The organism is Neobacillus camarae (genome assembly GCF_054950115.1).
This window is the reverse complement of sequence record NZ_JBUCKX010000002.1, coordinates 1141644-1159114: the sequence shown is the minus strand read 5'-3', so window position 1 is coordinate 1159114 and position 17471 is coordinate 1141644. Positions and strand designations below refer to the sequence as shown.

The window sequence follows — 17471 nt, the reverse complement described above, 5'->3', positions numbered from 1 at the left end:
AAATTAAGCCTAAGTAAAAGAACTCTGTTGATTGGAGCGGAAGGCGGCGAAGACTCCTGCGGGAGTACGGGGCAGGGGAGACCCCGCAGGCGCTAAAGCGCCGAGGAGGCTCCCCGGCACGCCCGCGGAAAGCGAAGCCGCCTGGAGCGGAAATCAACAGCCCAATTTAGACACATACCCTAAATTTAAGGGACTTTTTCAGTGCCCTCGCAAAAGCCAGGCTATTTTTTATTGAAAAAAACTATCTATGTTAATTGTTTTTCTCACTTCTACTAAAAATCAAAAACTTACTCGCAAAAAAATTAAGGATTACAACAATTATATTCGCGATTATTTTTGCGAATATATCATTCGATTTAATCCATTCAATCATGACAACCATGACGGCAAGGTCAACCAAATAGGAAAGAATCCTGAAGAAAATAAATGAAATAAATTCTTTGGCTAATGTCTTTGTTTCCAGACTTCTGCTGTTGAATACATATAGTTTGTTGGTGATAAAAGCAAAAATAACCGATAAAAGCCAAGCAATGGTTGTAGCCAATTTATAATCCATATGGAATATTCTGGATAAAAGCCAATAACTAATGATATTCACTAAGGTTGTTAAAACACCAAATATTAGATAAAATATCAATTCTTTGTTTATCTTCATTTTTATTTCTCCAAATTTTTCTCAGAAGTATAGATAGGCATCGTCAATGCCGATGCCTATGCAATAACATTTTCTTCATTCAAAGGAGGGATTAGTCGCAAGATTACTTTTGAATGACTGCTTTCCTAACCTTTTCTTTATTGGTGTTTTTGGCACTCAATTCTTCTTTAATTATAAAGTTAGGCCTTGCCTTAACCTCAATAAAGATCCTTCCAATATACTCACCTATAATGCCAAGGAAGATTAACTGTATCCCCCCAAAAAATAGTAAAATTGATACAATTGAAGCATATCCACTAACTGAATTTCCAAAAAATATTTTTGAAAAAATGACAAAAAACATATAAAGAAAAGCAGTTACTGCCGTGAAAATTCCAAAATAGGTAGCCCATCTTAACGGTGAAATCGTAAAGGAAACAATTCCATCTATTGCATAATGGAATAATTTCCAAAAACTCCAGCTTGTGCTACCAACAGTCCTTTCAACATTTTCAAACTCTATACATTTTGAATTATACCCCACCCACATGAATAGTCCCTTTGCAAATCGATTTCTTTCCTTAAGACGTAGGAAACTATTCACTGCTTTTCGGTCCATTAATCGATAATCTCTTGCACCATCCACAATATGGACATCACTCATTTTATTGATAATATTGTAAAACTGCTTTGCAAACCAGCTGCGAATAGGGGGCTCACCGCTTCTAGTCGATCTGCGGGTATACACAACATCATACCCTCCGAGCAACCAATCTTCGATCATTTGTGGCAATAAGTGCGGAGGGTCCTGTAAATCCACATCCATTAATATAACAGCATCCCCTAGAGAGGCTTCTATTCCAGCAAGCATGGCTGCCTCTTTTCCAAAATTTCTGCTAAAACTAATAAACCTTACGTTATTAGTTGATTTACTTAGTTCTCGCATTTCATCTTCCGTTTGATCTTTACTACCATCATTCACATAGATTATTTCATAATCAATATTGTCTATCTTTTCAAGAACAGGAGCTACCTCAGCATAAAATAATTTGACAGACTTTTCTTCATTATAACAAGGTACCACAATTGAAACTACTTTCAAGTAAATACACCTTCTTTTTAATTAAATTACCAAATAATATAAAGTTGAAGGAAATTAAGAAAAGGCAGGCAGCAAAAAATAATAACACTTAACTTATTTCCAATTAATTTATATTCTTGTATTAAAGTTACACCTATAATAATCAGCAAAACCGAACCTACAACTAATGTTCGAGGGCCAGAAGCATAAATGGTTGGTGAAAAGAACATAATGACCATGGTACAGATTGATGCAGCAAAACATAAAGCATGAAATATTTTATGATTACTTACTGATAATATCAAATAAAACAATAGCAATATAAAAATAGTCCAAAATAAATATGGAATAAATGCAATGACAAATCCATTTTCACTGTTCCATATGTGCGTTATATTTTGGGTAAATCTAAATGAATTAATTAGATCGAAATTAGTTAACATTTGCTTATTCAACAAAATTGAAGAAAGTACAACTATGAACATAAACGAAAAAGTAAGGAAGATAATATTATTTTTTTTCTTTTCTTTTACATAAATGAAAAGAAATAATCATCGATAATAGTATGAGGATATTTCTCATTTCTGTGAACAATTGTTTATACAACCAGATGATTCCTAAGTGAATTTTACTTTTTAATGTTAATTCGTCATATCCTGGAAACCATGATTCAACCTCGCTCTCCCATCGAAGATGATTTCCTGGAGCAAAGATTAAGATAGAGGTACCAGTCAAAATAAGTAATGTTAAGAGAATAAATTTAATATCGATCGTTTTATTACGAAAATATAATATACCTAATGAAATAATAGAAAAAGCGGACATAGAGAGAGCGACTTGTTCATTAGAAATAGTTGTAATAATTCCAAATAGGTAAAACATGATCCAAATAATCCCTGAAAATGAATGTTCCCATTCAAAAACCTTGGACATAAAGGGTATCATGGCTGTTATCCCTAATGCAATTGGCCAAAGATAATTCATAGAGCCTGTAATCCAGAAGATACCTGCATTTAAAATGTTATTACTAATATACCCTAGAACTACAATCCCTATCATAACATCGACTTTCGTTACTTCTTTTTTTGTTACCCTTATAATTCCAATAGATAAAAGCAGCAAAAACAATGGATTCAATAATCTCCAAATCCATAAATATTCATCTAACAGAACATATAACATCGTATCAGGAAAAAGCCTGCCTGACCAAGTTGTATACCTCATGCGAATCCATTCAAAGTATGGTGCGGTTTCCGAGGCATTAGCAAACCATGTATCATCACTGCCATTAACAAGTGATATTTTTAATTGAATCAAATACAAGGCAATATAAACGCCTATTAAAAATGGCAAGCTTACTTTTTTTGTCATAACTCCACCTCAAAATAATGATACATTCAGTATTCCAATGTATTATTCTTCCCTTCGCCTCGATCATCATTCATTTTTAAAACAAAATAATTTTATCATAGTAGCCTCTTTTTGCCTACAATACGATCGGTTAATCAAGGTTTTATTAAAGTCCCCACTACCTGAGAAGGTTGAAGGGGACATGAATCAATCGGGAATTATTTTCCGATAAATCCGTCTCCTAATCAAAAAAGCTCCAATTACACCAATAAAACTTAAAACCGTGATAATAATACCTATTTTTAATCCAGGAACACTGTATGACAGCTTAACATTATGTTTCCCTGATTGAACATTAAGACCTATAAACCCGCCTAAATGTCTTACAGGCATTTTCCTGCCGTCAATAGAAGCATTCCATCCCTTATCATATGGAATAGAAAGAAATAGGGTATTAGATTTTTTGGCATTGATGGTTCCTTGAATAGATGTATCAGACCAACTTTTAATCTTAAGTGAATTTGACTTCAGCTCATTAATTCGTTGCTCAAATTTAGGGATATCCAAAGCATAAAATAGTTGATTAGACAATACTGTTTCCTGAGTTAAAAACTCTACCCTCATCTTCACTGTTTCATCCGTAAAAGCTCCTAATTCCAACACCTGATCATTATGATAGGTTGGATATAAGCCAAATGAACCTCCATTAACATAGACTTTGGTTTGATTGAATCCATTTCCCAGGGACATGAGTGTGTAAAGTTGTTTTTCACCTTTTACATCAAAAGTCATCTCCATATAGCCTTCTTGCTGTGCATCTATTTTTTTCACATATTGCATACCACCATTATTATTTATCTCAACATTATGATATTGAATATTTATTGCTTTAATAGGCACAAAATAGTCTATGTTTGTACCTTTCGGCCCTAAAAAGTGGTTTTGCACTTCAAATGAATTTTTTGATTCTACCTGTATGGCAGTAGGAATATCATCCATCATAAAACCTATTGGCATTGCATTAATATTTCTATATAAGCAAGCAGTCTCTTTGCATCTTACTTTTTCATATCCATGCTTATTAATTGGTTGATCGGTAATCAAGTATTTAAAACTGAAGAGGGAATCCGATGTTAATATCCCTTTATTTTGGGTTAATGAACGCGACCCTAATGTAGAGCTATATCCTAAACGGTTCATAAACTGATGAAGTGTTCCATTTGATAAAGTATTAAAATTTGACATCCCTTTATATCGATAGAGTAAAGATTCATTCACATCAATAGGTACATCACCAGTAAAATGCCGATATTCCTGGGACTTATCCCAAGGTAAACTCATTGCTGTGCCAATTCGATAGAAACCCTTATCTTTCTTATTCAAATCATTTATAAGCTGTATAAAGTCAGAACTTTTAAGTTCAAATTGGTTTCTTGTAAAACTATAACCAAGATAACTATTTAATGTTTTCACATGACTATAGGCATTAAACCCCATATCCAAACATGCTGAAAAAAGAAGCAACATGGCAATGTAATGCTGTTTCTTGGGTACAACAACAATCTTTCCATAAAGAATAAGACTATATAATGTCAGCAAAGAAATATTAATTAATGCTTTCCTTATTGACATCGATTCCGGCACTAATGCAGTCAAGATCATTATAAGGAAAACGTGACCTGAATAGGTCTTTAATAACGAAGGGAAATTTTCTTTTTCAAAGACCAAAAAAGCTCTAAACGCTAAAAAAATGAGCATAAAGGAAAATACAAAAGCAAAGCGCTGTAAGTAACCTGATGGTTTTTCAAATGCATGCCAAATATAATTTAACCCATCAATCTGGAAGCTTAAGAACAAAATACATAAAAGTAAGAAGTATACTATTTTCTCACGACTATTTATTTTTGGACTACTAAAGAATAAAGGGACAAGTAGCAACACTAATAACCCGCAGAAAACATTTGGCATGGTTAAAAGATTAATACTACCGTTATATAACTTCGCAATAAATTCAAAGAATCCGAAGGCTGGTTGAAGTGCCCCAGACCAATTTGCAGGCTGATCGTTAACCTTTAATAGTAAATAGGTGGGAACAGTAACAAAAGCAGAGATTCCTCCCGCTGCAAATACACAAGCAAAAAATGAGAAAAACCTCAAAAGTATTACTTTCCAATTGCTGTTCGATTCCAGAAAATTTCGCAAGACAAAATAAAGGAATGTAAATAAACCAGTTATGTATGCCATATAAAAATTTGAAATAAATAAAATGGATAAACTAAACAGGAACAAAAGATACTTTTTTCGAAATAGCCTTTCCACTCCCAGTAGAACCAAAGGTAGCATATAAATACTATCCAGCCACATTATGTTAAAAAAGTAACCAATTGAGAACGAAATTAATGCATAGAAAGTGGAAAAGGTCCATTTTATAGTCCTCTCTGACTTAAACTGCAAGGAAAGAAATAGATACATGAATAGACCAGATAAACCTACTTTTGCAAGTGTCATGATGATAAATGCCTCAGGTAAGTGCTTCTGGTTAAATAACAAGACAATGGGGGATAAAGGACTTGCTAGATAGTATGCAAACGTACCCCAAAAATTGGTTCCCATTCCTGCTTCCCACGCATAAAAAAAGGAACCTTTCCCTTTTAATATGTCATAATAATGTTGGTAAAACGGTATATATTGCGTGAATTGGTCCGACATTAAGATGGAACGGTCACCAAAGGGATATACCCCCCAAACCGCAAAAACCCCACCTAGCAAAATAAACGGCAACAAAAACGCAAGAAGATAACCTCCCGACCTATTAAATAAGTTTTTCATTCGTAACCTCCAACTGTTTTGCAAAAACTTTACTTGTGCTTTCTTTTTTAAACCTTAAATAATTATAATATAAGGCTAATCATTTAATACTTCAATTATCTCAATAATATCGTTCCTTACTTTATGGAAATATATAAATAATTTAGTGCGGTAAACCTTATCAAGGATTCCCCCTTACCAAACCGTAATTATCCTATTTAGACATACGGCTTACCAATGTGATAATGATTTTTACTTTTTCAAAAAAATATTAATCCTTTTCAATGAAGAAAAATTTACTTTTCAATTTAGATCACATTCATAATTTTGAAATCGCTCAATGTAAAAAGGGAACTGAAAATCAGCCCCCTTTTTAAAACTGGTTCATCTATTGATATTTTGGTTCTTCAAAAACTAAAATATAATTTGAAAGTATATCATATAGATTTTTAATCTTATTTACTTGCTTAACCGCCCAGCCAATATCACTTGCATATTGATGCGTACCTGGGGCTGCAGGATTCCACCTCATTTTATATAATGTGTCCTGCCCTTTTTTAATATAGCTGGAAGCAATAAATTCAGCCCCACCTACTATAGCAAGTTCAGGGGTCGTCCAGCCCATTTTATAGGCATACTCTGAACCGCACTGTGTTGGGCAAGAATCTTTTGCATTGATACCATACATATTATAAACTACCTTAGGCTCTACAGCTTGTCCATCAACGGATGAAACCAATACTCCTTTTGCAAGGTCGGATGTACCATTGCCCGTTTCCAGTAAAGCATGGCTAATTAAATATACCTCGTTTATTCCCAGCTTCGTACCAGCTTCAATAAAGGAACTGGCCTTCCCTTGAAGAATCCCTTTTCCACTAAGAATTTTGTTATTTACTTCGTCTATGTTCAACCCAGCGCTTTCAGATAATTTCAAGAACTGAAAGTACTCTGTTGAACCCTTAGCAAAATTAGTAGGATTGACATAATAAAGAACGTCACTGTTAAGAGCGTTAATCCATGCTGATACCTGGTACCAAGTTGGCTGTCCTGGCGTAGTAAATGTATTGACGATTGTAACAGGGATCCCGCTATTAATGGTCCCCACAATTGGATAATCTGTCCCTGGACCGCCTCTTACATTCCATCCTCCGTTGACCACCCAAGTTCCAGACGCATTTTTAACAAGTGCATCTTCTCGAAGGTATTTAGAATGCAAATCAGTTTGAGGAATAGTCTTCATTTGGGTTTCAACCATTTGGTTCAAAGTATAATTATAGCTTGTTGATAAATAAATTGGACCCACTAAAGGCTCAATTGAGAAATCAATACTTCCTACACTTTCAGAATCGTAATATTCTACTTCTATCCAGTGTATGTCTTGCTGACCAGAAGGCGCATCCGCTCTGTTTGAAATCGTCACTCTTGCAGATTGCTCTCTTACTCCTCCGTTGTTCCAGTCATCTATTACCAACTTGCCGTCTACGTAAACCCTAACACCGTCATCTTGTTTGGCTTTAAAAAGATAGGTTCCCGCAGTGATTCGTTTTGCCGTTGTATAACGAGCGGAGAAATGGTCGTTAGGTAATCCTGAAGTAGGACTGTTATTCAGGAAGTTTTCTGAAAGTGCTTTATTTGAGCCTACCGGATTCAAGACTTTTGCAGCGGCTGGAAATCCTGATAAGCTTTCGTTTGAGTAATAATAAGCAAGCCAAGAATTAAACGGCACCACATGAGAAAATACACCTGCTGAACTTACATTATCGTAGTAATAAGTTTGAATAGAATGGTTTCCCGATCCTACTCCGAGCCATAAGCCACGATCCACCTGCCCAGTGTAATCTGTCCATCTATTGATTAACAACTGACCGTCTACTTCAACCTTAACCCCATCATCAGCAAAGGTTTGAAGAAAGTAATCTCCCCCTGAATATGAACCAGATTGATCAAAGACAGCTTCAAAGCCTTCCGCAGGGAAATTGACTGGGCTTCCTGCTCCCCAATACGTTTGGACATTTTGACTTTGCTCATAATAAACTTTAGTAGAGCTCAATTTCCTCATATCAAATGATAGATTAGCATTTCCTACATTTTCATAGTACTCAACAGTGATAGTATGCTGGCCACTCTCTATATATTGCGCATATCGCTTTTCGCTAAAATCATAGTTTTGCCAGTAGTCCATTATCACTTGACCATCCAGGAGCACTCTCATGCCATCATCGGCTTTGGCTGTAAACAAATAGGTGCCGGTATCTAGTTGAACCTTCTTGGTAAGCCTCATTGAGAAATTGTCGCCAGTGATACTTGGATGTGGAGAATCTTCAGTTGACCCCCAATTAAAATTAATTGTGTTAATGGGATTCATTGAGTTGCCCCCCCCAATAATAATAGGTGAGCCCTCAAGACTTTTGTTCTGATATACTTCCCCAATCCAATTATTTACGGTTGCTGGACTAAATGGTTCAAGCAAAACCTCCACTTTGCCGTTTCCGGTTTGCTCGAGATACTCTACATCAATCCAGTGAACATCCTGTTCGCCCGCTTTGGCCTCTGAACGGTCCGAAATTGTAAGTTTAATAGAATCCTCGCGATACTCGCTCGCCGTCCAGCGGTCAACGACCAACTTGCCGTCAACATAGACACGAATTCCATCATCCGCTTTGGCCCGCAAGATATATTCGCCAGCTGTAATCCGCTGGGCTGTCGTATATTTGGCGGAAAAGTGGTCAGGATTTATTCCGGCATCAGGAGAGCCACTGCCAAATTCTTCGGAAAGCTTCTTCAAGCTATCGGTAGGAGTAATCACTCTTGCCACAGTTGGCATTCCGCTTAACGACTCATTCGGATAATAGTATGCCAGCCATGATCCAAACGGAACTACATCGGAGTATATCGCAGCGGAGGCCACATTTTCGAGATAGTGGGTTTTGACCGTATGCTGGCCCCCTGTGACACTAAGCCAAAGGGCACGGTCTGCTTTGCCGGTATAATCACTCCACCGGTTAATCAGCGTCTTCCCATCTGTTTCTACCTTAACTCCATCATCAGCGAAGGCCTGAAGAAAATAATCTCCTGCAATGTAGTTCCCTGATTGGTCGAAATCCGCTGTAAAATAGTCTCCCAATACTCCATTTGCTGGGCTTCCCCAGCCCCAATTGTGATGGACCTCCCGTTCAACTTGAATCGGAAGCTGGGACATTCGCTGATAATTAAACGATAAGGAAGCGAGAGCCACATCTTCCAAGTACTCAACCGTTATGGTATGAGTTCCACCATCAACCTCAACTTGTTTCTTTTGTTCCACGGATCCTGTGTTTGGCCATGCTTCAATAATCGTTTTGTCATCAAGTTTTACCCGCACTCCATCGTCTCCGTTTGCGGTAAACACATAAGTTCCAGCTTCCAGGCTGACCATCTTCGTAAATCTCGCTGTAAATCCATCTGCCGGTATCGCAGGATGCGGTGACCCTGTCCAACCCCAATTAAAATTAATTGACGAAATCGGATTAAGGGCATTCATGCCTCCAATGACATACGGAGTGCCTTGAAAACTCTTATTTGGATAAAGCTCGCCAATCCATGAATTGTCAATGGCTTTTGCGAATGATTCGATTGAAACCTCCACTTTGCCGTTTCCGGTTTGCTCGAGGTACTCTACATCTATCCAGTGCACATCCTTTTCGCCCGTATTGGCATCAGGGCGGTCCGAAATTGTTAGTTTAATAGATTCCTCGAGATATTCGCTGGCCTTCCAGCGGTCAATGACCAACTTGCCGTCAACATAAACTCTAATTCCATCATCTGCCTTGGCCCGCAAAATATACTCCCCAGCCTGAATCCTTTTGGCAGTTGTATACTTGGCAGAAAAATGGTCGCTATTTATTCCTGCCGCAGGCGATCCTGAGCCAAAGTCTTCCGAAAGCTTCTTCAAGCTATCGGTAGGATTAATCACTTTTGCAGCGTTTGGCATACCGCTTAACGACTCATTCGGATAATAATAAGCCAGCCAGGATCCTAACGGTACCACATCGGAGTAAATTGCTGCTGATGCCACATTTTCAAGATAGTGAGTTTTGACCGTATGCTGGCCCCCTGTGACATCAAGCCAAAGGGCACGGTCTGCTTTGCCGGTATAATCACTCCACCGGTTAATCAGCGTTTCCCCATCTGCTTCTACCTTGACTCCGTCGTCAGCAAAGGCCTGAAGAAAATAATCCCCTGCGGCGTAGTCCCCTGATTGGTCAAAATCAGCAGTAAAATAATCTCCCGCTACTCCATTTGCCGGATTCCCCCAGCCCCAATTATGGCGTACTTCACGCTCTATTTGGACAGGCAGTTGGCCGAAGCGCTGAAAATCGAACGAGAGGAATCCTCGTCCCACATCTTCGAGATATTCCACCGTTATGGTGTGCTTACCAGCCGTTACATTAACCTGTTTTTTCTGGTCCTGGAATCCTGTATTTGGCCATGCGTCTATGATTGTTTCCCCGTCTAATTTTACCCGTACTCCATCATCACCATTAGCTGTAAACATATACGTTCCAGCTTCCAAAGTCATCTTCTTGGTAAATCGCGCCGAAAAACTATCTGCCGGTATAGATGGATGTGGAGAACCATTCCAGCCCCAATCGAAGTTTAAATTTGGTATTGGACTGTTCGCATTTTCGCCACCAATGATAGTAGGAGTACCTTGAAAATTTTTATTAGGGTATACTTCACCTACCCAAGAATTGTCGATCGCCTTTGAAAATGGTTCAAGGGAAAATTCCACTTTCCCCCCTGCTACAGAATCGTAATACTCTACATTTACCCAGTGGACATCTTTTTCCCCTGTACTTCCATCAGTATTATCAGTTATGTTGAGTTTAATCGAGTCCTCTCTGTAACCACCGCTTTCGTTCCAGCGGTCAATAACGAGTGTACCGTCTACATAGACGCGAATACCATCATCCGCTTTTGCCCGTAAGATATACTCACCAGCCGTAATTCGCTTGGCTGTTGTATATTTGGCGGAAAAATGGTCGGGATTAATTCCCGCATCAGGAGTACCTGTGCCAAAGTCTTCAGAAAGCTTTTTCAAGTTATCCGTAGGCGAAATCACTTTTGCCGCTGTTGGCATACCTGCTAACGAGTCATTCGGGTAATAGTACGCCAGCCAGGATCCAAACGGTACCACATCGGAGTAAATTGCTGCAGAGGCCACATTCTCAAGATAGTGGGTTTTGACTGTATGTTGCCCCCCTGAAACACCCAACCAAAGGGCCCTGTCTACTTTGCCGGTATAATCACTCCAGCGGTTGATCAGTGTCTTCCCATCTGCCTCCACCTTGACTCCATCGTCTGCAAAAGTTTGAAGAAAATAATCTCCCGCAGCGTAATTCCCTGATTGGTCGAAAACTGAAGTAAAATGGTCTGACCCCACTCCCGGAGCCGGACTTCCCCATCCCCAATTGTAGTGTACAGGCTTTCCAGTTTCAGGAATATATACAGAAGTATCGGCTTTAACAGAGGAACCAGATGTAATTCCAACAATGGATAAAGCTGCAATCATTCCAATTCCATATCGCCATATTAAGTTTTGGTTCAACCTGCCCAAAACCCCCCTTTAGAAAATATTTTCATAGATTTTAAAGTTTCGTTGATACATTTTTTGTATCTATTTAGTAGAATATCATATTCTTTATCGAATTTTATAATGAAAAAATTACTAATCTCGTAAAAAACGACATATTATGTTAAAAACCTTAATAAATTTGTAATTAATCTAAGCTTTTTGCCAAAAAAAGGTTTTCCCTGGCCAATTACCAAGAAAAACCTCTTTACCTAAATATTTTTGTTTTCTTTACCACAGTTGACTAATTTATTATAAAATAATTCAGTGTAGCGTCTTTGCGGTCTATCTCGAATAATGTTTGTTTAACAATCGTATCATAGGTATGATAACAAAAAAGGAGCATTCTGATAGTACATGTCTAATAAAAAACGGTTATTTACTAACTTTCTTTCTTTAGCGAGCATGCAGGGTTTAAACTTTATACTTCCATTAATAACCTTACCGTATTTACTTCAAGTCTTAGGTCCGAGCAAGTACGGGATTATAAGTTTTGCCCAGGCTCTGATTCAATATTTTATACTCTTTACCGATTACGGGTTCAATTTAATTGCTACCAAAGAAATTTCTTTGAATCGTGATAATAAAAAGCAACTATCCGTAATCTTTTCATCTGTGATGCTGGTTAGAATTTTATTGCTTGTAATCAGTCTGGTTATATTAATTGTTTTAGTGATGTTTGTCCCGAAATTTCAACATAACAGTACTATTTATCTGCTTACCTTTGGAATGGTCATCGGAAATGTCTTATTCCCGGTTTGGTTTTTTCAGGGTATTGAGCAAATGAAGGTTATTTCCATTTTAAATATTGTTTCAAAGTTAATCTTTACCATTGGAATATTTGTTTTTGTTAAAGGAAAAGAGCAATTTTTAATTGTTCCTGTATTAAATTCACTTGGTTATATTGCAATAGGTGTGATCGGGCTATACATTGTAATTTTTCAATATAAAATACCATTATATAAACCGACAAAAACTGATATTGTCCTTCAACTAAAAGAGGGATGGGACATCTTTGTCTCAAATCTTGTCACGAGTTTATACACAACCAGCAATACATTTATTCTAGGCTTTTTTGCAAGCAATACAGTGGTTGGTTATTATTCAAGTGCAGAAAAAGTTGTAAAGGCCATTTCTAGTGTCATTTCACCGCTGATACAAACGGTTTATCCGTTCTTAAGCAGAGCGTTGCAGGAATCCAGACAAGCTGCAGTAAACATAATCAGTAAAATTTTTGTTTTGATTACCCTATCAATGGGAGCATTATCCCTTTTTGTCGCCATCTTTGCAGAAGAAATAGTCAACATTGCTTTAGGGTCTGAGTATAAATCGATCATCCCTCTGCTTCGTATTTTAGCGGGGCTCCCATTAATTCTTGGATGGGCAAATGTATTTGGCATTCTGACGATGATTAATTTTGATTATAAAAAGCAGTTATCCAGGATTTACATCTTGGCAAGTATACTAAGCGTTATATTAATGTTCATCCTGATTCCTAATTTTAAAGAAGTCGGCACATCCTGGAACGCGATTCTTACTGAAGGCTTTGCAACGCTATTAATGGCCATCTTTTTGTGGAAGAAAGGAATACATGTATGGAAATTGAAAGGGCAAATTAAGGTGAGAAAGGAACTTTCTAATGATAGAAAATAATGTTGCATCGATTATTGTTACTTACAATCCAGAAGAAGATGTTATTGAAAATGTAAGATCGATCAGCCAATCATGCAAGCGGCTAGTAATTATCGATAACGGTTCTTCCAATCATACAAAGGCTTTTTTAAAACAATTGGAGCAAGACGAAAACACAGTCATCTTTTATAATCAGAATAATATGGGCCTTGGTTATGCTTTAAACCAAGGCATAAAATATATTTTACATTCATCCGAGATGAACCAGGTGGAGTGGATTGCTACCTTTGACCAAGACAGTAAGATAACCGGAGATTATTTTTCAAAAATACTGGCCTCATATAAAGCCCATGAACATAAAGAAGAAGTAGCGATTCTTGCACCAAATTGGGTGGAAAAGAAATTAAACCAAGAAGTTTCCCCAATCCATGAGTCCAAACAATTACAAGAGAGAATAACGGTAATTACTTCAGGCAGTTTAATGAAAAAGGAAATTTTTAACAGAATAAGCCTTTTCAAAGAAGACTTTTTTATCGATTTTCTTGATCATGAATTTTGCCTACGTGCCCGCAGTCATGGATACAAAATATACATGTCTCCACAAGTATCTATGGTTCATAATCTTGGGAATACGAATCAGCATAAATTTCTCGGATCAACTGTAATGGCTACAAATCATAATTATATCCGCCGATATTACATGACCAGAAACCGTATATATACCTATAAGAAGTACTTCCGAACTGAAAAAGAATGGATAAAAGAAGACTTTATCGCAACAGCTAAGGAATTTATTATTATCCTGCTTTTTGAGAAGGATCGTCCTAAAAAGTTAGCTAGTATGTTCAAGGGGTTATTTGACGCCTTTTTAGGAAAAAAAGGTGCCCGTAAACTCTAATCACTAGAAAAACGCAAAGATTCTTTATGAACCTTTGCGTTTTTTCTGTTAATAGCTATTTAACGAATACAGGAGTTTAAAAATCACCGTGTCCCTTTTATTCTGTCTGAACAGTGGTGTATTCAAGCTATAAATTATCCGTTTCAAAAAAGAGTCCCTTTTATATAAAAAGTCCTCAATTAATTCCCTTTGATGATCCGATAGTTCATTTTTATAAAGCCTATAGAATTCTTCTGCCTGCTTAGTAAAAGGCTTTTCCTTGCCGGTTTTCTGAAAAGCCTTGTAACGGACAATAGCACTTTTGATTTTATTGTCTGCCATTCCCAATGCATTGGAGGAATGTTGACGATATAGAAGATGCGATTCTTGATCATATACGATTTTTCCAAATGCGGCAGCCAATAAGTAAAACCAGGCATCATGCATCGTTACCCTGTCCACAGCCGGTACATTCTTTTTGAATAATTGAAGCATGGCATTATTAAAGACAATCGTACATCCTGTGGCAATATTTTGAATCAGGGCATTTTCAAAACTATAGCCTCTCGGCGGTATTTGGGAATGTTTTAAAAACTGAAGTTCTCCATTTACTATATCCAAACGGGAAAAATACAGTAATGGAATGTTGACTTCTTCCTTCTCCAATAAGTCCACAGCTCGTGATACTTTCTGAGGTTTCCAAAAATCATCCTGATCACAAAACGCAAAGTATTCTGCAGACTCAGATGCATTCAAAGCCAGTTCAAAAAAACTGGAAATAACCCCTATGTTCTTACCCTTTATGACCTTAATGGCGGGATATTTTGCTGCATATGACTCTAAAATATCCACAGTATTATCTTTTGAACCATCATCGCGAACCAAAATCTCTATATTTTTATATTCCTGCTGCAAAAGACTATCCAACTGCTGAGCTATAAATTTTTGGCCGTTATAGGTAGACAATAATATTTGTACTTTTTTCACTAGATATACTCCTATCGTTTATAAAGCATTTTGACCATTATGATACTAATATTACTATAAATTTTTTGACATTCATAATAAATAAAAAGAGAACCCAACGGTATTTCATTTGTAAAAGCGCCCTTCAACTTTTATAAATAATTCTTCTTAATAAAAGTTTGTGTAACCATCGACCTATTTCTCCGTCTATATTATGTAAAAAAGATTTCCCTTTAATTCCTTTTGGAACCTATTGAAGGAAGGTATTAGCATATCCATAAATAAAGAGGCGGTAAATGAGGATGAATACAACAAGAACAGATAGAAAATCCAGCAAAAGGAAAAAGAAAAAATGGCTGAAGTACAATACATTTTTAGTGTTGTTTTTGATAATTGGCGGTGGCATTTATTTCTACAATGTCTATTCTAATGTTGCTAGCGCGGTCGATAAAATGAACCAGCCGATTTCAAGGGAAGTATCGGAAAAACGGGAAACTAAGGTGGAAGTGGAGGAAAAGACCCCGTTCTCTGTTCTTTTAGTCGGTGTAGATGAACGTAATGGCGATAAAGGCCGGACCGACTCCATGCTAGTTATTACGGTGAATCCCGAGCTTAAGTCTACTAAAATATTAAGTATTCCCCGGGATACACGGACCGAACTAATTAACAAGAACAACCCTAAAAAGAACCATATTGATAAAATAAATGCAGGGTACGCCTACGGTGGAATAGAAGAAACAATTGATACAGTGGAAAATTTTTTAAATGTACCCGTAGATTATTATGTAATAGTCAACATGCAAGGTTTTAAGGATATTGTCGATGCAGTTGGCGGTATTGATGTCAATAACCAATATGCCTTCGAGTTAGATGGAGTTACTTTAAAAAAGGGTCCACAGCATTTAAATGGAACGCAGGCTCTTCAATATGCCCGAATGAGAAAAGCCGATCCAAGAGGTGACTTTGGCCGTGCGGAAAGACAACGTGAAGTCATTTCAAAAATTATTGAGAAAGGTAAATCTTTTTCAACCCTTACGAAATATAACGATATTCTCGAAGCACTTGAGAACAATGTAAAAACTAATTTAACGCTGGATGAGATGCTTGATATTCAATCCTCGTATAAACAAGCAGCTGATACCATTGAAAAAATGGAAATATCGGGTGTTGGTAAAATGATTAATGGCAGTTGGTATTATCTTGTGGCAGATGAAACACGGCAAAACATTTCTGACCAATTGCGGGCACACCTTAATTTACAACAAGAAACCGTCGCAAGTACTAATTAAATGACAAAGACCCCCTTCAGCTTTTATAAGAAGGGGGTTTTTACAGTTTATTAATTTAACTCTAATTGACTCGCCATGAATTTTAATAATTCGTCCCTTATTTCTTCATTTTGAAGAGCGAATTCTATAGTCGTTTCAATGAAACCTAGCTTTTCGCCAACATCATATCTTTTGCCCTCAAATTCATAAGCAAATACACGTTGAATTTGGTTTAAGTTTTGGATGGCATCGGTTAACTGAATCTCTCCACCTGCACCAATTTGCTGCTTATCTAAAAACATAAAAATTTCTGGAGTAAAAACGTATCTTCCGATAATCGCTAAATTTGATGGAGCTGTTCCTAACTGTGGTTTCTCTACAAAATTGCGGACTTGATAAGACCGGCCGTGCTGCTCAATTGGATCGATTATTCCATATCTATTCGTTTCTTCATCCGGAACTCTCTTTACACCAATAACAGACGAATGAGTTTTGTCATACACATCAATTAGCTGTTTTAAGCATGGAGTTTCAGCCTGGACAATATCGTCGCCGAGTAAAACAGCAAAGGGTTCATTGCCAATAAAGTTCCTTGCACACCAAACTGCATGTCCCAGGCCTTTTGGTTCCTTTTGTCTAATATAATGAATATCGGCCATTTTTGACGGCTCCTGAACCTTTTCCAACAGATCATATTTCTTCTTACTTAATAGGTTTTGTTCCAGTTCATAAGCAAAGTCGAAATGGTCCTCAATGGCCCTTTTTCCTTTACCCGTGACAATAATTATATCTTCTATGCCCGATTCTACAGCCTCTTCCACTATATATTGGATAGTTGGCTTATCCACAATCGGCAGCATTTCTTTTGGCATGGCTTTTGTGGCCGGCAAGAAGCGTGTCCCTAGTCCAGCTGCAGGTATTATGGCTTTTCTTACCTTTTTCATTAAATCTTCCTCCTCATACTACTTAAAAAAGCCCAATTATTCTTAATATGGTCATTACCATATCTTTTAACGTCTAATTTAACTATATTATATTTTGTTATAAATTTGAAATTTAAATTAAAGAAAAGGGCAATGAAAAAACGTTCGCAGCAGTGATAGACCTGCCCATTCCACGTGACATCCTTACTAGCACTTTTTGCCTAACCACATAAAGTTGCAGCTGAGCCCTAGTGGGTTTTACTCCCACTTAAGTTTATAGCATACACAGTGTCAAAATATTGTATTTCTCGGGAAATTTTA

The 17471-nt window shown here is 37.1% G+C and carries 10 protein-coding genes; 3 read left to right on the top strand and 7 right to left on the bottom strand.

What is annotated here, in order from left to right; translation table 11 throughout:
• Positions 1 to 250: 250 nt before the first annotated feature.
• The 5 genes from ACY8D0_RS13105 to ACY8D0_RS13085 form a co-directional block, all read right to left on the bottom strand.
• Positions 251 to 655, bottom strand: coding sequence for a GtrA family protein (locus ACY8D0_RS13105; protein ID WP_462410950.1), 405 nt, complete (start codon positions 653 to 655; stop codon positions 251 to 253).
• A gap of 103 nt (positions 656 to 758) precedes the next feature.
• On the bottom strand, positions 759 to 1736 hold the full coding sequence (locus ACY8D0_RS13100) for a glycosyltransferase family 2 protein (protein ID WP_462410949.1): 978 nt from the start codon (positions 1734 to 1736) through the stop codon (positions 759 to 761).
• A 489-nt stretch (positions 1737 to 2225) separates the two neighbouring features.
• Positions 2226 to 3086: a DUF6056 family protein gene (locus ACY8D0_RS13095; RefSeq protein ID WP_462410948.1), complete on the bottom strand. Its 861-nt coding sequence runs from the start codon at positions 3084 to 3086 to the stop codon at positions 2226 to 2228.
• Between the two features lie 186 nt (positions 3087 to 3272).
• Positions 3273 to 5894, bottom strand: a complete 2622-nt coding sequence (locus ACY8D0_RS13090; RefSeq protein ID WP_462410947.1) for a YfhO family protein — start codon at positions 5892 to 5894, stop codon at positions 3273 to 3275.
• A 367-nt stretch (positions 5895 to 6261) separates the two neighbouring features.
• Positions 6262 to 11460 (bottom strand): PA14 domain-containing protein, encoded by a 5199-nt coding sequence (locus ACY8D0_RS13085; RefSeq protein WP_462410946.1) that lies wholly within the window; start codon positions 11458 to 11460, stop codon positions 6262 to 6264.
• 381 nt (positions 11461 to 11841) lie between these two features.
• On the opposite strand from ACY8D0_RS13085, the gene ACY8D0_RS13080 reads away from it, so the two are divergent.
• Together ACY8D0_RS13080 and ACY8D0_RS13075 are read left to right on the top strand one after the other, a co-directional pair.
• Positions 11842 to 13137: a flippase gene (locus ACY8D0_RS13080; protein ID WP_462410945.1), complete on the top strand. Its 1296-nt coding sequence runs from the start codon at positions 11842 to 11844 to the stop codon at positions 13135 to 13137.
• Positions 13124 to 14014 carry a glycosyltransferase family 2 protein gene (locus ACY8D0_RS13075; RefSeq protein WP_462410944.1) on the top strand — a complete coding sequence of 297 codons (891 nt, stop codon included), beginning with the start codon at positions 13124 to 13126 and terminating at the stop codon, positions 14012 to 14014. Before ACY8D0_RS13080 ends, ACY8D0_RS13075 begins: the two co-directional genes overlap by 14 nt.
• 48 nt (positions 14015 to 14062) lie before the next feature.
• Here ACY8D0_RS13075 and ACY8D0_RS13070 read toward each other — a convergent pair whose 3' ends face one another.
• Positions 14063 to 14980: a glycosyltransferase family 2 protein gene (locus ACY8D0_RS13070; RefSeq protein WP_462410943.1), complete on the bottom strand. Its 918-nt coding sequence runs from the start codon at positions 14978 to 14980 to the stop codon at positions 14063 to 14065.
• A 281-nt stretch (positions 14981 to 15261) separates the two neighbouring features.
• Between ACY8D0_RS13070 and ACY8D0_RS13065 the strand changes: the two genes are divergently transcribed.
• On the top strand, positions 15262 to 16248 hold the full coding sequence (locus tag ACY8D0_RS13065) for an LCP family glycopolymer transferase (RefSeq protein WP_462410942.1): 987 nt from the start codon (positions 15262 to 15264) through the stop codon (positions 16246 to 16248).
• 50 nt (positions 16249 to 16298) lie between these two features.
• On the opposite strand, the gene galU is transcribed toward ACY8D0_RS13065, so the two are convergent.
• Positions 16299 to 17171: a UTP--glucose-1-phosphate uridylyltransferase GalU gene (gene galU, locus ACY8D0_RS13060; protein WP_462410941.1), complete on the bottom strand. Its 873-nt coding sequence runs from the start codon at positions 17169 to 17171 to the stop codon at positions 16299 to 16301.
• Between the last annotated feature and the right edge of the window lie 300 nt (positions 17172 to 17471).